Source organism: Vibrio nitrifigilis (genome assembly GCF_015686695.1).
GTDB lineage: Bacteria > Pseudomonadota > Gammaproteobacteria > Enterobacterales > Vibrionaceae > Vibrio > Vibrio nitrifigilis.
In genome coordinates this window covers 1,295,513-1,312,439 of sequence record NZ_JADPMR010000001.1, presented here as the reverse complement: position 1 = coordinate 1,312,439, position 16,927 = coordinate 1,295,513, and the positions used below count along the sequence as shown (strand labels likewise).

The window sequence follows — 16,927 nt, the reverse complement described above, 5'->3', positions numbered from 1 at the left end:
GCCTTTACAATGGATAAGAAAAAACAACGTAGCTTGAATCTGTGGCTCAAACAGCAAAGCAAGCTAGCGAAGCGCTGGTTAATGATCGCTGTCGGGCTCGGAGTTTTATCAAGCCTATTCCTCGTCGCACAAGCAGCATTACTTGCTTCTGTACTAGATCAGCTCATTATCGAGCATGTCGATAAATCAACTTTAGTCCCCCATTTCATTGGGTTAGTCGTATTAATTGCAGTACGTGCTGCCTGCTCATGGGGACGTGAAATCGCCGGGTTCCGCTGCGGTGAACAAATTCGCGTTTATATTCGTGCACAAATAATCGAAAAGCTGCGTGAACTTGGCCCTGCCTATATCAAAGGAAAGCCTGCCGGAACATGGGCTGCGCTCATGCTTGAGCAAGTCGAGAACATGCACGACTTCTTTGCTCGTTATTTGCCCCAAATGGCGCTGTCGGTCGCCATTCCATTTGTCATCTTAGTTGTGGTATTCCCTGTTAACTGGGCGGCAGGATTAATCTTCCTTATCACAGCACCTCTTGTGCCGATATTCATGGCCTTTGTGGGGATCAAAGCAGCGGATGCAGGACGTAAAAACTTTAAAGCACTGCAACGTTTATCCGGCCATTTCTACGATCGCTTGCAATCGATGACGACAATTCGTTTGTTTGATCGAGCAGAATCTGAAACTGAATTGATGCGCGGTGCATCGGAAGTTTTCCGCTCTCGCACCATGGACGTATTGCGCATCGCATTTTTGTCTTCGGCAGTACTGGAATTCTTTACCTCGATTTCTATCGCACTCACCGCGGTATACTTCGGTTTTAGTTATATTGATAAATTCAACTTTGGTTATTACTACGGTGCAGGTGTTACCTTATTTGCCGGGATGTTTATCCTGATTCTTGCTCCGGAATTTTATCAACCTCTACGAGATTTAGGCACTTTCTATCATGCAAAACAGCTCGCAGTTGGTGCTGCAGAAAGCATTGTGGAATTTTTAGAAGTCGATGTAAGCAAAGTAAAATCAGGCACGCACCCGATGGTCGATCATGAACATGTTGAGATCGTTGCAACTGACCTCGTTGTACTTAGCCCAGAAGGTGACCATTTGGTTGGACCCATTTCCTTCACCATCAACAAAGACAAAACAACAGCCTTAGTTGGCCCTAGTGGTGCAGGTAAAACTAGCTTAATCAACGCCATTCTTGGTTTTATGCCTTATGAAGGTAGCTTAACAATTAATGGCATTGAAATGAGTGAGCTTAACCATGACCAATGGCGCAGCCACATTAGCTGGGTTGGACAAAACCCATTACTGCTCAACGGCAGCATTCGTGACAATGTCACTATGGGTAAAACCTTTGATGACGCCACGCTAAATGATGTTCTTGACCGTTCATTCGCTGCTGAGTTTGTCAACGAACATGGTCTGGATTACCACATTAGTGACCGAAGCGGTGGTTTGTCAGTTGGTCAAGCCCAACGACTTGCACTGGCTCGCGCTATGCTACAAAACGGCGCATTTTGGTTACTGGATGAACCGACAGCAAGCTTAGATGCACGTAGTGAACAGCTTGTTATGAACGGGTTAGATAGCCAAATTCATGGTAAGACTGCCCTGCTGGTTACCCACCAACTTTCTCCGCTCAAATCTGTCGACCAAATTTTGGTTATGCAGAATGGCTCTATCGTCGAACGTGGCGATTACAGCTCACTCAGTCAACAAGATGGGTTGTTTGCGGCTATGCTCGCTTCAAACCAAGCCCACCAAGATGCGGATAAGGGGAATTTAGATGCGTGATTTATTACCATATCTAAAACTATATAAGAAACATTGGTTCGGCTTAAGTCTGGGAATGATTTTAGCTTTTCTAACACTAGCGGCATCGATTGGTTTGCTTACGATTTCTGGCTGGTTCCTTTCTGCAGCCGCAGTGGCCGGACTGAGTGCAGCCAAAAAAGATTTCAACTTTATGCTACCAAGTGCATTTGTACGTGGTTTTGCTATTGGCCGTACAGCAGGCCGCTGGGGTGAACGTGTTGTTAGTCATAACGCTACTTTTAAGTTATTGACTGACTTACGTATTTTCTTCTTTCAGAAGTTAACGCCGCTGATTCCGGGGAAAGTATCCAACCTGCGAGATGCCGACTTACTCAATAGAGTCGTTGCTGATATCGATGCGATGGATCATGTGTATCTACGCTTAATCAGCCCAGTCACCATCGGAGTAGTGGGCATCGCAGCGATATCAGCTCTCATCTGCTATTTCGATGAACGATTAGGCCTAATTTTAGGCGCTATCCTGCTTGTTATTCTTCTTGCTTGGCCAGTGATTTTTTACAAATTGGGTAAAGGTAACGGAGCTGAATTAACACAGAATAAAGCAGATTTCCGCATTACGACTTTGGATTGGTTGCAGGGTTTTAGCGAGCTGACGATCTTCGGCGCAGAATCTCGCTACCACCAAGCGATGGATAAAGCCCAAGAACGCCTGCTAAAAAACCAGCTGGTCAATGCCCACATTTCGGGCTTAGCTTCGGCATTACTTATGTTAGCCAATGGTTGGACACTAATTTTAATGCTATGGCTCGCCGCTGATGGTGTAGGCCCTCATGGTCCAGACCCACTCATCGCCGTTGTGGTCTTTGCGACGATGGCTTGTGTAGAATTGCTCATGCCTATTGCTGGTGCATTCCAATTCCTTGGCCAAACCCTAACTTCAGCGCGTCGGCTAAATGAAATCATTCTTTCAGAACCTGAAGTCCAATTTCCTGAAGCGCAAACTCAGCATAATGGTCAATTTAGTATTGAGTTTGATGAAGTTAGCTTTAGCTATAACAATGACGAACGTAAAGCCGTTAATCAGGTATCTCTCAATATTCCAGCAGGAAATCGAGTGGCGATTGTGGGGCAAACGGGATCGGGTAAATCCACCTTAATGCAGCTTCTCTCTCGTTACTGGGATGTTCAACAAGGTGAAATACGTATTGCAGGAACACCACTAAAACAGTGGAAGGAAAGTGAACTTCGCGCTGCAATTAGCGTAGTCAGCCAGCGCGTCGACATTTTAAATGGTTCTTTGCGAGATAACCTTATCCTTGCTAAACCAACAGCAACAGATGAAGAGCTTGCGACCATGTTGCGTCAGGTCGGCCTAGATAGGCTACTTGAACAAACGGGCCTTGATGCTTGGTTAGGTGACGGTGGTCGCCAACTATCGGGAGGAGAAAAACGTCGTATCGGTATTGCGCGAGCATTACTGCATGATGGTCCTATCCTACTGCTAGATGAACCGACAGAAGGTTTGGACAAGCAAACAGAAAAACAAATTATGACGTTATTCCAACAACATTTCACGAATAAAACCGTGGTATTTATTACTCACCGCTTAGTCGAACTAGACACGATGGATAGCATCTGCTTAGTAGAGCAAGGCCAAGTGGTTGAGCACGGAAGTCATGATGAGCTTCTCGCCCAGCAAGGACGTTACTACCAGCTAAACCAAACGCTGTAATCTAGCGCTCCAAATGACAACGCCCTGTTTAATACAGGGCGTTTTTTCGTTCCACTCAGAATACCGGCAAAACACACTCACCCTTTGGTTATAATGTGGCTAGTGTGAAATAGTTAATATTCTATCCGACGTATTTCACTACGCGTTATTTTGCCGCCTACCGCTCGAAACATAGTGACCATTGCCGGGAAGGTGTTTTCGGGAAAGCTCGTCGTTGTCGCATTGCAGAAAAACGCAAAATGCTCGCCAGAAATTGAACGATGAGAAACCTCAAGCGGAGTATAGTGAACGCCGATAATTCCCTGAATACCCAATTTGAACACCCGCAGATCTTCTTCATTCAGCTCTGCAAATTGGCTCCAACGCCCCATTTGTTGAGTAGTCATACACTTTCTCCTTAAGCTAATCAATAAACCTAAGTAGCGGGAAGTGGAGCACGGGTCTTCTATCCATCATCGTTATTATCACACCCAACGCAGATAAATATGCTCGTTAATGTCACTCTGGATCCTGCATCTTGAGGTCATTTAGGTATAAGTATCTATAGCTCATATCAGATAAAGACGTAGCGATAAATAGCATATTTTTATGATAAAAAAGGGAATATTTTAGAACTAGAAGGAGATAAATAATGGAGGCGCGTCCCGGAGTCGAACCGAGGTCCACGGATTTGCAATCCGCTGCATAGCCACTCTGCCAACGCGCCGTATTATTTTTTAAAGAGATGGTGCCCCGGGCCGGACTTGAACCGGCACAGCGCGAACGCCGAGGGATTTTAAATCCCTTGTGTCTACCAATTCCACCACCAGGGCACGCAATTTGGGATTGCGATGCTGTTAACTGAACAGTTTGACACCATCATCGATATGGTTTGAAACCCTATCGCAAAATTTGGAGCGACACACGAGGTTCGAACTCGTGACCTCAACCTTGGCAAGGTTGCGCTCTACCAACTGAGCTAGTGTCGCAAAGATTCTTATCGGCCTGTGCCGTGAGAACGAGGTGTACTTTAACGGATTCAAAAATATGGTCAACAAAAAATTTATCTTTTTGATTTGAATGCTGAAAAAGCGAGCTTTACGGTACAAGACGCGAACAATTCGTTTAAAGTACCACCAGCCAAAAACCATCAAAACAAATTAAAGTGCGTACAACTGGCAAAAGAAATCTGATTACGCCCGGATTTTTTCGCTTGATACAGAAGGTTATCAGCTAATTCGATAATACGATCGTCCGTTTCTCCCCGTTGCGGAACACATTCAGCTAACCCAATACTCGCCGTAACATACCTATCGGCTTTATTACGGCTATGGTGAATTTTAAGCTTTGCCAATTGATGTTTGAATTCATCGACGCGCTGCTTAGATTCCTCTATAGAACAACCACTAAACACCAACGCAAATTCTTCCCCACCATAACGAGCACATAAATCGCCAGGTCGACGAGCAAATGTTTTCAATAACTGAGCAAATTTAACCAAACAGTCATCGCCAGCCTGATGCCCATAGGTATCATTAAGTAGTTTAAAATAATCGAGGTCAAAGATGGCAAGACAAATAGGCTTTTGTAACCGCATACAACGCTGCCATTCTCTGTGCAAGAAGTCGTCAAAAGTGCGTCGGTTGGGGATGTTAGTCAGCCCATCAAGACTTGCTAGCTCTTTTACCTGCAACTCGGCCAACTTACGCTTGGTGATATCCTGATGAGAAATAACAAAATAATCTTCATCATTTAAACAAAAATGCGTCACCCGCATCATAAACCAACGCTTATCATCAATGCTATGGCAAGGGTATTCAAGACCAAATTCAGAGCGAGCTCCAGCAATAACCGATTCAATACCCTTGACCGCCTTTAAGCCAAAATCATCCCCCATATCAGCGGCTTTTCGACATTCGTCAATGTAGTTTAACCCCACCCAACTATTAGAATTAATGGTACAGGTATTATCAGCGCCAAATGTTTTCCAGCGGCGATTGACGTAACAAATACAGCCAGAGCGATCAATAACAGAAATATGATCTGTGATTGAATCTAAAACCAAAGACAGAAATTCAACCGACCTATTCATCAATCACCTAAACGCGAATTATTACTTGCCTTAAGTATTGCACCTACATCATCAAAATCCACAAATTTTAAGGGGTTAATTGCGATAAATTGCTTCAAGTCACTCAGTGGTCATCCTCTGATAGGGGCCATTAACAAAAAAACGCCAGTCATTAACGTGACTGGCGTTTGTTATTTAACAGTGAACTCTATCTTAGTAAATAAGCTGTTGAAGTAACTCTTCAAATAGTGACAGGCTAAGATTAGCCTGTGGCCGAATTGCCGAAAATTCGGAGTATTGATTCCCCACCACATCAAAATCAAGCATAGAGATTGCTTCATTATCGAATTCAGGGTGTGTGGAACAAAGTAACCACCTACCATTACCGAATTCGCCACGCACTATCGCAGCTGGCTGCTCTGGCACATCAGTAAAAGTGGCCACCACTTCATAACCTTCGTGAGATTCAGGTACAAATGTACATCCCCCCATGTATAGGGAATCAACGCATTTACCTTGATAATTCAACTTAACCACGCGCGCTTGCGTTGCGTTATAGTTATCACCGCGGCCGAATTGGCTCACTGGGCCAACCGCTCTGCCGGGGAAAAATGCCAATTCATTAGCAGTAACAATCTCATGTTGTTCCCCTGGAGCCCAGTGGGTTTGCTCACATCCCATGTAAGCACCGGCGCAAATCCCTAGATATCGTCCACCATTTTCCACATAGTGTTTGATGATTTGGCTACCTTCACCATCTAATTTAGCCGATTTATACCGACTCGCTCCTCCGGGCATCACAAATAGATCGACATCGGCAGTGAGCGCACCTTGCAGCAACTCAACAGAATTGACGAAAAAGACGCTATCCTTACCCAACACTCGACCCAGCGCGTAATAAAGTAAGTGATTATTTGAAACGTTATCGGTATAGATCAACACCTTCATCAGATAAGGCTCCTATTCAATTTAGGATGTCGTTACGCCATATTCTTACTACTACGAGATAACACACTCGCAGGTCTGGCCTTTGCGACCGACGCCGTTAAGAAACCAGCAATCACGGCTTTGATAATATCGCCTGGGATGAAAACTAACACTAATGCCGCTGATTCCAACAGCGATTTCTTAAGCACGATAGACATACCCACAATACCAAAAGCATACAACACACCAATGCCACCAATAATAGAAGCGACACTTGCAACTAAAGTGAGTGAGCCTTTACGCCACTTCTCAACAATAAAACCAGTAACAAAGGCAGCAAATGGCCAACCAATTAAAAAACCACCAGAAGCAGACATAAACGACCCCAAGCCGCCATTACCACCCGACAGCAACGGCATCCCCAAAGCCACCAGCAATAAAAACAACAGTACCGCCTGACCACCACGTCTCGCACCTAATATAGTGCCACAAAGCATGATACCCAATGATTGAGCACTGATCGGTACACCAAAGCTTAAACTGATTTTGGGTACCAAACCTAGCGCAGCGATTAAAGCAGCAAACAACGCGGTATAAGCAACATTTTTTTCCATGAATAGAGACCTAATTAATCGTTATTGGTTAATCCACCACGAGCACGAAGAGCTTCGGCAACATGGTCAGCATCGTCTAAAGCGAGAACAGTAAAGGGCAGCAGAATTCTCCAACCGGAACGTCGATGAGAACGTGCTTTCCAAGCCCAAGTTAGTTTTTGTCCTTTACCTATTAGCACCGGTGTCATACGAATCACTAATGCCATTGCTATTTCTAAAGCGCGAGTATTAAAGCCCATTTTGGCAAAGGGACGAGTCAAAAACCGCACGACTTCAATCATGTCTGATAACCGAGTCGTCATCGTGACTAAATTGGCTAAAGCAACCATAGACAACAATCGCAAAATGATAATGGCGCCTTGCTGAAGTTCATTACTCCACCAATGCCAAGCTCCGACGAGAACAATAAATGGCCAAAGCATTTTAATCGGCTTCAAGCCATGCGTGAAAAATCGCCATCCCGGTAAAAGATACAACACAATCACCAAGGCGAGAAAAGCACTTTGAAACAGCCAATTCTGAATAAAAAATAAAATTAATGTGGAAGCACAAAGAGCGCCTAACTTAATTCCTGCACGACAGTGGTGTGCGCGCGTTTCAACTGGTGAGGTTAGAGATATCATCACTATCTCCTAATCGGTGCATTTCTTGCAAATAGACGGGAAGCACGTCTTCTGGTTTGCCCAACGCTTCTACCTGACCATTTTCCAACCAGAGCAGTTGATCGTAATTGGCAAGATCATCGGGGTCATGACTGATATGAATTAAGCTACCAGGAAATTTATCCAGATAACGTTGTAGTTGGCGCTTGGTTGGAATATCTAATCCAGCAAAAGGTTCATCAAGCAATATCAAGTTAGGCTGCATTGCAACAATAGACATCAAACAAACCAGATGCTTTTGTCCTTGAGAGAGAGCCGATGTATGGACATCTTTCCAATGGCTTTTACCAAAAGTGTCTAGCGTAGCTAACGCGTTTTCTTCCGCCTGTTTTTTCTTCTGTCCTAATTGACGTAAACCAAATACCACTTCCTCAAACACCGTCGGGAAGATAATTTGATGATCCGGATTTTGAAAAAGTAAACCGATCTCTCTTAAAGCACCTTTGCGATCTTTAAAGGGGTTAATTCCTGCTATTTCAAGTGTTCCAGAATGTATAGCGACTAAACCCGATAACACTCGTGATAATGTCGATTTACCCGAACCATTACGACCAATGATGCCAAGGCGTTTAACTTGAGTGGAAAACGAGAGGTTTTTCAGTATTTGTTTACCTTCAATATCAAAGCAAACATCACGTAAGCAGATGGTACTACCACTGCTAGATTGTTGAGGATTCATTTAGTTTTAAGGCGCCAATATACAAAGGTTAAGCCACATGCCAGTCTTATTGGATAACTCATAATATGCCTTACTTAGCGCATAACCCGATAGGAACGAACCGACATGTAAACCTAATAATAAAAATATGGTTTACATACTATCAATTCCTACAGAACGGGTAAAGTTATTATTCAAGTCGATTAGAGTTACGTGAGTTCAATAACTTACCCTTATTTATGACCTCAATTAAGGTAACAGTTTTATCAGTGTTACTCGGCAGAAATCAGAGAGAGAACATAGATTCTTTAGTCGCTTTCCATATCGACCTCACCGCTTCTAGTTACTTTTATGTAAAGCTGATAACCTCTCTTTAACCTATTGGTATGGCTGTGATAGAGATATACCAAATCACTGTTACTCAAAGTAATCATCCATCGCCATCAAGTAATCCATTTCCCAATATCCATGATTGACATATAACGTGTTCTATTCGGTTGGGATAGTCATATGTAAACTGATTAAGGTACTGATACATCGTGAGTATTTATCGTTTAAAACCTGCATTTCAAGCCACTCTACGCCCTATTTCAAATCAGTTAGCTAAACATAATATTACAGCTAATCAAGTGACTCTGTTTACTTTAACTTTAACCATAATCTGCTCTGGCATTCTCGCTCTTATCGGCCCTGGAGCGATTTGGATTGCCATGCCTATATTGCTATTTGTGCGCATGGCACTCAACGCCATTGACGGTATGTTGGCAAGGGAACATAGCATGAAATCTGATTATGGCTATGTGTTAAATGAGGTCTGCGACATTGTGTCAGATGCCGCCATATATTTGAGTTTTATCGCAATTCCTGGCTTCAATATCTATGTCATGTTCGGCTTTGTTTTACTATCTTGGCTCAGTGAAGTGGTCGCTATTTTGGTTTTCCATATCAAAGACGAACGCGCCAATCATGGCCCACTGGGTAAAAGCGATCGTGCTTTTATCTTTGGTTTACTTGGACTTTTAGTCGGCCTACATATCGACTTAAGTGTATTAGGTATTTGGATAATGCTTATCGCTTATCTGGCCGTAATCTATACCGATCTACAATCGGTTACGCACTATTTAATAGGACTTCAATGGACAACAGCTTACGCGATTTTATCGCCCCCGATGGTACCAAAATCGTGTACCGCTCATGGACTCCAGAAACTGATTCACAAGGAATAATTGTTCTACTCCACAGAGGTCATGAGCATTTAGGCCGTATGGAAACCATGGCACACTATTTTAGTCACCGAGGTTATACCGTTTATGCATGGGATGCGCGAGGAAACGGTCGGTCTGAAGGAGAACGGGATTCAGCTGAAAGTTTCTCTGTGTTTGCGCAAGACTTACAATGCTTCATCCAACTCATTCAGGAAGAAACAGGCCAAAGTACCAAAGAAATGGTGATTATTGCGAGTAGCATGGGAGCCGTTATCGCGACCAGTTGGGTTCATGATTACGCCCCAAAAATTCGGGGGTTAATTATCGCAACCCCCGCGTTTTCTATTCGACTATATGTTCCATTTGCGATCCCACTGCTTTCATTAGCCCGTAAATGGTCGTTAATGCCCAGAGTCTCAAGCTATGTAAAGTCAAAAGTCTTAACCCACGATCGCAAACAGCAAGCTATTTACAATCAAGATCCTTTGATCTCGAGTTCCATCTCTACAGACTTGCTCATTGATACTTACAAGACCGGACAACGCCTCATTGATGACGCGAGTGCAATTACCACGCCTACACTCGTTCTCTGTGCTGGGCAAGATTGGGTAGTCAGTCGACGAGCTCAACGCCGATTTTATACGCGTCTCGGTTCACTTCATAAAGAGTGGGCCTATTTCCCGAATTTTTATCACGCCCTATTTCATGAAGATGATACAGACCCTGTATTTGAGCGATGTTTCACTTTTATTGAACAGAGGTTTGCCACGCCTTATATTGATGAAGACTTCACGAATGCAGATAAGTGCGGGGTCTCGCGTGATAAATATGATCAATTATCGCTCCCAAACTATAATCCGGTTTACCCTATTACCCGCTGGACGCTATCCACAATAGGTCAATTAAGTGATGGTATTGCCTTAGGATTGAAGCATGGTTTTGATTCGGGTTCATCTCTCGACTATGTGTATAAAAATCAGGCTAATGGCAAAGCAATCATCGGCAAAACTATCGATAGAATTTACCTCAATAGCCCAGGTTGGAATGGTGTAAGAGCACGTAAATTATTGCTTGAAACGCTATTACATCAATCGATAAACCCTGCTGATTCTTTTCACATCTTAGATATCGCCTCAGGCAATGGCAGTTATCTATTAGACCAACTGAATCGCTATCCCAACTTGCATGTCGAAATGCGCGACTTTTCACAAGATAACGTCACCATTATTGGAGAACGAATTAATCAATTAGCAGCAAGTGAAAGAGCAACAGCCATTCACGCCGACGCCTTCGACGCGTCATCTTATCTTGAGGAACACTCATTTGATCTTGCCATCTGTTCTGGATTATTTGAGCTCTTTCCAGACAATAACCCAGTTAAGATTGCACTCGCAGGCATGGCAAAACAGTTAAAACCAGGCGGTTATCTGATTTATACCAACCAGCCTTGGCACAGCCAACAAGAGTTTATAGCGAAAACATTAGGCAGTCATCGTAACCAACCTTGGATAATGCGTTGCCGGACACAAGCTGAAATGGACGCGCTGGTTGCTCAATCCGGGTTAGAAAAGCAACACATGCTGATTGAGCCAAGTGGTATGTTTTCTGTCTCTATTGCACGAAAACCGCTCAAACAATAAAGCTTACATTTTCACTAAAGGCAGGAACTACCGTTCTTGCCTTTACTAACGTATTCCCAAAACGCCGAGTAAACAAAAACAGGGAGCATCAAAGAGTAAACTATCGACTCGATCTAACATTCCGCCATGCCCAGGAATCAATCCTCCCATATCTTTGATTTGAACACGGCGTTTGAACCAAGAAACATATAAATCCCCAATAATCCCTAACGTAGCTAATACGATACTCACGCACCAACTCTGCCACCAAACCATTTCTGTTAAATAAAGCCCAACGCAACTGGATAATACTGAGCTAATCAATACCCCACCGATCGCTCCCTCACAGGTTTTATTGGGGCTAATCTGTGGCAACAATGAACGCTTACCCCATTTTTTACCGCAAAAATACTGTAAAACATCACTACTTTGGGTAGCAAAAATTAAGTAAACGACATATCCCAATGACACTGAATTTGGCAGATAAAAAGTGAGAAATGTTAGACTTAATATCAGTGTGGTTATCAGAGCAATTAGCCCCAATGTTAACCATGAAGATGTTCTGGTTACCGCCGAATTGTTCATTTTGGCTTTCCAAACCTCTTTCACACTATGTAAGCCAATAAAGCCTATCAAAAGCGGCATAAAGTTTGGTCCAAGATAAACAAAGATGGTCAACACCATAACCATCCACCACCAAGACTGAATACGTAAATAGAAGTTTTCGCTCATTTTTTCTCGTATCGGATAAATCGTTATTAGGAGAGTAGATAGCGAGATAAATAACGAGGTAATAAAGTACACACTTGGTTGCATTCTGCTTACCTTTCGCGAATAAGAGATTAAAACAAATAGGTTGGCATAATAGCGAATGCGGAAAAAAGGTAACCTTAGTCAGTGGATATCTACGAGTATTATCACAATCTCCCGTTTTAACTTGGTGAAAATAAAAAAATCCCAGACCTAAGTCTGGGATTTCTTTTATTAAACTATTGTTCAATCATTAACGAGTGCGTGCGCCGGAACGACCGCCGCCCGTTTTTTTACCACCTTGATTGCTACCACGGCGAGAGGTCGAATTATTTTCAACGCTCGCGTTGCGGTTACGATTAGCACTTTTCCCACCACGAGGTTTAGGCGTATTAATACGCTCCTCATGACGACGAACAGCACGGCGGATCTTCTGACTACGAGAACGCTCACGTTTACGTGAGGTGTTGTCTTTGTTTTGATCCAGCATTGTGGTTTTTTCGGGTGCAAGATCCACCAGTTCACGCAAGTAGTTTACGTCTTTCAGGCTCATTTCCATCCAACCACCGCGAGGTAGCTTTTTATCTAGGAAAATATCGCCGTAACGAACACGCTTCAAGCGGCTTACTGTGGTTTCTTGTGATTCCCATAAACGACGAACCTCACGGTTACGACCTTCGTTAATCACAACGTAGAAAGTATGGTTCATACCTTCACCGCCAGCGTAAACAACGTCTTCAAAACGAGCTAAACCATCGTCCAATTCTACGCCATTCACTAGGTTGCGGATTTTATGTTCTGTCACGTCACCAAACACGCGAACGAGATACTCACGTTCTACTTGTCGGCTTGGGTGCATCAAACGGTTTGCGAGCTCACCATCGGTTGTAAACAACAACAGACCAGAGGTGTTAGCGTCCAAACGTCCCACGGAGATCCAGCGCGATCCGCGGATTTTTGGTAGACGATCAAATACCGTACGACGACCCTCAGGATCGTGACGTGTACATAATTCGCCTTCCGGCTTGTAATAAGCCAAAACACGACAAATAACTTCTTCCTGTGCTTTCACAGACACGTTGTGTCCATCAATACGCACAGTGGCGTTTTCATCTTCTAGGCGCTCGCCTAGTTCAGCTACCTTGCCATTAACACTGACACGACCCGCTCGAATCAGGGCTTCAAGCTCCCGACGAGATCCGTGCCCAGCACGTGCTAAAACCTTTTGTAACTTTTCGCTCATCTATCTACCTATGTGTCGTCTTCTCAGACGTCGAATAACAATATGCGATTCCATAAGATCGCGGCCGCGTAGTATCGCAAATCTTAAGTAAAAAAGCATCTGTTTTTATGCGTTATCCACTCCACTGATTAGAGGGATATACGCTTACCTAAAGGGTAATCAATTCCCTTCATTATGCAATGTTTGTCACGGCCAAACGCTAAGTAATGCAACCATCTATTTACTGGAATGGCGTCGGATCACCCGATCCCAAGCGTTCCACTTTAACACCATTATCATCACTAAAATCAATCACAGTGGTAGGCTGTTCACCCAAAAAACCACCGTCGAGAATAACATCAACCGCGTGCTCTAAATGCATACGAATGTCTTCAGGATCGGCTTCTGTGGTTTCTTTACCTGGCAGAATCAATGAGGTTGACATCATTGGCTCCCCCAACGCTTCTAGCAAATCTAAAGCGATTTTATTGTCAGGAACACGTATGCCTATCGTTTTACGCTTCGCATTCATTAAACGACGAGGAACCTCTTTTGTTCCTTTAAAAATAAAGGTGTACGGTCCAGGCGTATTGCTTTTCAGCAAGCGAAACGCGGTATTATCCACACGCGCATAAATTGACAGCTCGGATAAATCGCGACACAAAAGAGTGAAGTTGTGTTTGTCGTCCAAACGACGAATCTGACAGATACGCTCTAAAGCATGTTTGTTTTCTAGCTGACACCCAAGTGCATAACCCGAATCGGTCGGATAAACCACAACACCACCATTACGAATAATGGCCACCGCTTGGTTTATTAACCGAGTTTGTGGGTTTTCAGGGTGCACATAAAAATACTGACTCATGCTGTTTCCTCGTTTAAAGTCTTAAGACCTATTGCTCAGGGAGATGTTCCCACGTTTCCCAAATAGGTGTCACTCCCGCTGGTAACCATAGATTGCGTCCTAACTCCATCCACGGAGAAGGATAATGGAAGTCACTACCTTGAGAAGCTAATAGATTGTATTGTATCGCATAATCGCGCAAGTTGCGCTTTTCTTGCTGCCCTTGTTGTGGTTGTGACACTTCCATGGCATCGCCACCCGCTTCAGCAAAATCGACTAATAAGCGGCGCAGCCACTTAGCAGTAAGGTTGTAACGTGCAGGATGTGCAACAACGGCTTGGCCTCCTGCTGCATGGATCGCATCCACCGCTTCTTTGATGGAGCACCAATTCGGCGGTACATAACCTGGATTATTACGCGTCATGAATTTCTTAAATACTTTTTGCATCGTGGGTGCATAACCATTTTCAACCAACCACTTAGCAAAATGAGCACGGGTTATCGCTGCCTCTCCTGCGATGGCTTGCACTTCTTCCAAAATGCCGGGGCGTGTCACTTTCGCTAAACGATGAGCAATTAATTCCGCACGAGCTTCACGTCTCTTTTTTTGTTCATCAATCAGTGCGGTTAACACTGAATGTTCAGGATCGATATTCAAACCAACAATATGGATATCTTTATTTTCCCAGACGGTCGAAATTTCAATCCCATTAATTAAAGTTATCGGGTGATTTTGCTGGGCAATATAATCACGAGCTGGTTTCAGCCCATCAATGGTATCGTGATCCGTAATCGCCAGTACATCAATCTCAAATTCACGTGCTCTGTCAATCAATTCAATTGGAGAAAACCGCCCATCTGACGATGTTGTATGGCTATGGAGATCTATTTTCATCATATTTATGTTTTTTTGCTCATTTTCTGCTTGACATTTAGCCCCTGCACTAGTTAACTAGTACGCAAATACAGAGAACACGTTAAAGGCTTATCATGTTACAAGAATTTAACCTAAATCATAAACCCCTAAATGAGTCAGTTCGTAAAGAACTTGCTTGGTGGCGCACTTGGTCAATGACTTGGTGGGCTGATGTGTGTCTCTGAAGAAACTTCATCACATTGTTTAAGCCCGCTCTCTTAGCGGGCTTTTTTGTACCCAACGTTCAAACAACACATTTTAAACGCGCTATTGGGAATATATTAAGAATCGAGAACAAGTTGAGTAATTTCAAACAGTTCAACCAAGCTTTGCTAAATTCTTCCCAAGAACGGAAATACGTATTGATAAGGAGGTCTTGTGAAAAAGGCCATTAATATTGAAGAACAAGTTGCTTTAGATGTCGTGACCCAAACGCTGACTTACACGCGTAACCCGACAGCTCTCTTTCATACTTTATGCAAAGATAAAAGCGATTGCTTGCTGCTTGAATCTGCTGAAATCGATTCAAAAGAAGATCTGAAAAGTCTATTACTCATCGACTCTGCATTACGTATCACTTGTAATGGCCGAACCGTCACTTTTCAGGCGTTAACTGAAAACGGTCGCGAATTGATTAGTATCGTCAGTCGCCACATCACTGATCTGGTCGATATGACTCGTGATAACAACACTCTTACTCTCACCTTCCCAGAAGCTGATGAGAGCTTAGACGAAGATAGCCGTTTACGTCAGGCATCAACCTTTGATGCTCTGCGTCTAATTCAACACAGTTTTGATTTAACTCAACACGACCAATACGCCGTTTTCCTCGGTGGCTTGTTCGCCTATGACATGGTGGCAAACTTCGAACCTTTAGGTGAAGTAGCAGACAATACGGGTTGCCCTGATTACGTATTTTATGTTGCTGAAACAATGATGATTATCGACCACCAAGCTGAAACCTCATACTTACAAGGCACGTTGTTTGGTTCACAGGCTCAATATCACAGTGTGATGGAGCAACGCCTAGAAGAGATCAAACAGCAAGCACAAGGTGAACTGACCCACCAACAAGCAGAGATTTTGTGTGACGTACCACTAAGCACCAACATCAATGATAACGATTTTTGCCACATCGTAAGCTCATTAAAAGAATACATCGTAAATGGTGATATTTTCCAAGTGGTTCCATCGCGTCGCTTCCACCTGCCATGTCCATCACCACTTGCGGCTTATGAGCAATTAAAGGTGAACAATCCAAGCCCTTACATGTTTTACCTTCAAGATGAAAACTTTACGTTGTTTGGTGCGTCACCAGAAAGCGCGTTGAAATACAGTAAACCAACGAATGAAGTACAAATTTACCCGATTGCAGGGACGCGTCGCCGTGGTAAACGAGCAGATGGTTCAATCGATCTCGACTTAGATAGCCGTATTGAATTGGAATTACGTTGCGATAAAAAAGAGAACGCCGAGCACATGATGCTGGTTGACTTGGCACGTAATGATGTTGCACGTATTTCTCAAGCTGGCACTCGCCACGTTGCAGACCTATTAAAAGTCGACCGTTATAGTCATGTGATGCATTTAGTCTCTCGCGTTGTTGGTCAACTACGTGACGATTTAGATTCTCTCCATGCTTACCAAGCAAGCATGAATATGGGCACCCTAACTGGGGCACCTAAAATCCGCGCCATGCAGTTGATTCGTGAAGTGGAACAAGAACGTCGTGGTAGCTATGGCGGTGCTGTGGGATACCTGACTGGTCATGGCGATTTAGATACTTGTATCGTAATTCGCTCTGCTTATGTACAAAACGGTATTGCTCAAGTGCAAGCCGGTGCCGGTGTGGTTTATGACTCAGACCCACAATCCGAAGCCGATGAAACGCGCACTAAAGCGCAAGCAGTGATTACTGCCATTCAACAAGCACATCAGGCATAAGGAGC

General features: G+C 43.7%; 16 protein-coding genes, 3 tRNA genes and 1 other annotated feature. Of the genes, 6 read left to right on the top strand and 13 right to left on the bottom strand.

Annotated features, from left to right (window positions below; genetic code table 11):
• Positions 1-9 precede the first annotated feature (9 nt).
• Positions 10-1,797, top strand: a complete 1,788-nt coding sequence (cydD, locus tag I1A42_RS05875; RefSeq protein ID WP_161155371.1) for a heme ABC transporter permease/ATP-binding protein CydD — start codon at positions 10-12, stop codon at positions 1,795-1,797.
• A complete protein-coding gene (gene cydC / locus I1A42_RS05870) occupies positions 1,790-3,511 on the top strand; it encodes a heme ABC transporter ATP-binding protein/permease CydC (RefSeq protein WP_196122903.1) in 1,722 nt (573 codons plus the stop codon). The genes cydD and cydC overlap by 8 nt, the downstream gene beginning before the upstream one ends.
• Before the next feature lie 113 nt (positions 3,512-3,624).
• Here cydC and I1A42_RS05865 read toward each other — a convergent pair whose 3' ends face one another.
• The 9 genes from I1A42_RS05865 to I1A42_RS05825 form a co-directional block, all read right to left on the bottom strand.
• Positions 3,625-3,897 carry a hypothetical protein gene (locus tag I1A42_RS05865; protein ID WP_196122902.1) on the bottom strand — a complete coding sequence of 91 codons (273 nt, stop codon included), beginning with the start codon at positions 3,895-3,897 and terminating at the stop codon, positions 3,625-3,627.
• 246 nt (positions 3,898-4,143) lie between these two features.
• A tRNA-Cys gene (locus I1A42_RS05860) sits at positions 4,144-4,217 on the bottom strand.
• Positions 4,218-4,236: 19 nt separating this feature from the next.
• Positions 4,237-4,323 (bottom strand) — tRNA-Leu (locus tag I1A42_RS05855).
• Between the two features lie 80 nt (positions 4,324-4,403).
• Positions 4,404-4,479: transfer RNA gene (locus I1A42_RS05850), tRNA-Gly, on the bottom strand.
• A gap of 161 nt (positions 4,480-4,640) precedes the next feature.
• Complete coding sequence (locus I1A42_RS05845; RefSeq protein WP_196122901.1) at positions 4,641-5,582, bottom strand: sensor domain-containing diguanylate cyclase; 942 nt, start codon at positions 5,580-5,582, stop codon at positions 4,641-4,643.
• Between the two features lie 192 nt (positions 5,583-5,774).
• Positions 5,775-6,509: a BPL-N domain-containing protein gene (locus tag I1A42_RS05840; RefSeq protein ID WP_196122900.1), complete on the bottom strand. Its 735-nt coding sequence runs from the start codon at positions 6,507-6,509 to the stop codon at positions 5,775-5,777.
• Between the two features lie 32 nt (positions 6,510-6,541).
• Positions 6,542-7,102 (bottom strand): biotin transporter BioY, encoded by a 561-nt coding sequence (locus I1A42_RS05835; protein ID WP_161155362.1) that lies wholly within the window; start codon positions 7,100-7,102, stop codon positions 6,542-6,544.
• A gap of 14 nt (positions 7,103-7,116) precedes the next feature.
• Positions 7,117-7,725: an energy-coupling factor transporter transmembrane component T family protein gene (locus I1A42_RS05830; RefSeq protein ID WP_196122899.1), complete on the bottom strand. Its 609-nt coding sequence runs from the start codon at positions 7,723-7,725 to the stop codon at positions 7,117-7,119.
• A complete protein-coding gene (locus I1A42_RS05825; RefSeq protein WP_196122898.1) occupies positions 7,700-8,443 on the bottom strand; it encodes an energy-coupling factor ABC transporter ATP-binding protein in 744 nt (247 codons plus the stop codon). The genes I1A42_RS05830 and I1A42_RS05825 overlap by 26 nt, the downstream gene beginning before the upstream one ends.
• 518 nt (positions 8,444-8,961) lie before the next feature.
• Between I1A42_RS05825 and I1A42_RS05820 the strand changes: the two genes are divergently transcribed.
• Together I1A42_RS05820 and I1A42_RS05815 are read left to right on the top strand one after the other, a co-directional pair.
• On the top strand, positions 8,962-9,648 hold the full coding sequence (locus tag I1A42_RS05820; protein WP_196122897.1) for a CDP-alcohol phosphatidyltransferase family protein: 687 nt from the start codon (positions 8,962-8,964) through the stop codon (positions 9,646-9,648).
• Positions 9,558-11,267, top strand: coding sequence for a bifunctional alpha/beta hydrolase/class I SAM-dependent methyltransferase (locus tag I1A42_RS05815; protein WP_196122896.1), 1,710 nt, complete (start codon positions 9,558-9,560; stop codon positions 11,265-11,267). Before I1A42_RS05820 ends, I1A42_RS05815 begins: the two co-directional genes overlap by 91 nt.
• Before the next feature lie 45 nt (positions 11,268-11,312).
• Here the strand turns inward: I1A42_RS05815 and I1A42_RS05810 are convergent, their stop codons facing one another.
• From I1A42_RS05810 to rnm, 4 genes are all read right to left on the bottom strand, one after another.
• Entirely contained in the window at positions 11,313-11,978 is a 666-nt protein-coding gene (locus I1A42_RS05810; protein ID WP_196122895.1) for a phosphatidate cytidylyltransferase, read from the bottom strand.
• Positions 11,979-12,249: 271 nt separating this feature from the next.
• The gene (gene rluB / locus I1A42_RS05805) at positions 12,250-13,239 is read right to left on the bottom strand and encodes a 23S rRNA pseudouridine(2605) synthase RluB (protein ID WP_196122894.1); all 990 of its coding nucleotides are present in this window, start codon (positions 13,237-13,239) and stop codon (positions 12,250-12,252) included.
• Positions 13,240-13,459: 220 nt separating this feature from the next.
• Entirely contained in the window at positions 13,460-14,083 is a 624-nt protein-coding gene (locus I1A42_RS05800) for an L-threonylcarbamoyladenylate synthase (RefSeq protein ID WP_161155353.1), read from the bottom strand.
• Positions 14,084-14,111: 28 nt separating this feature from the next.
• Positions 14,112-14,957: an RNase RNM gene (gene rnm, locus I1A42_RS05795; RefSeq protein WP_161155451.1), complete on the bottom strand. Its 846-nt coding sequence runs from the start codon at positions 14,955-14,957 to the stop codon at positions 14,112-14,114.
• A 95-nt stretch (positions 14,958-15,052) separates the two neighbouring features.
• On the opposite strand from rnm, the gene I1A42_RS05790 reads away from it, so the two are divergent.
• Positions 15,053-15,163: a Trp operon leader peptide gene (locus I1A42_RS05790; RefSeq protein WP_161155351.1), complete on the top strand. Its 111-nt coding sequence runs from the start codon at positions 15,053-15,055 to the stop codon at positions 15,161-15,163.
• Positions 15,110-15,213, top strand: a sequence feature (Trp leader region). It overlaps the preceding gene by 54 nt.
• A 143-nt stretch (positions 15,214-15,356) precedes the next feature.
• A complete protein-coding gene (locus I1A42_RS05785) occupies positions 15,357-16,922 on the top strand; it encodes an anthranilate synthase component 1 (protein ID WP_196122893.1) in 1,566 nt (521 codons plus the stop codon).
• Positions 16,923-16,927 lie beyond the last annotated feature (5 nt).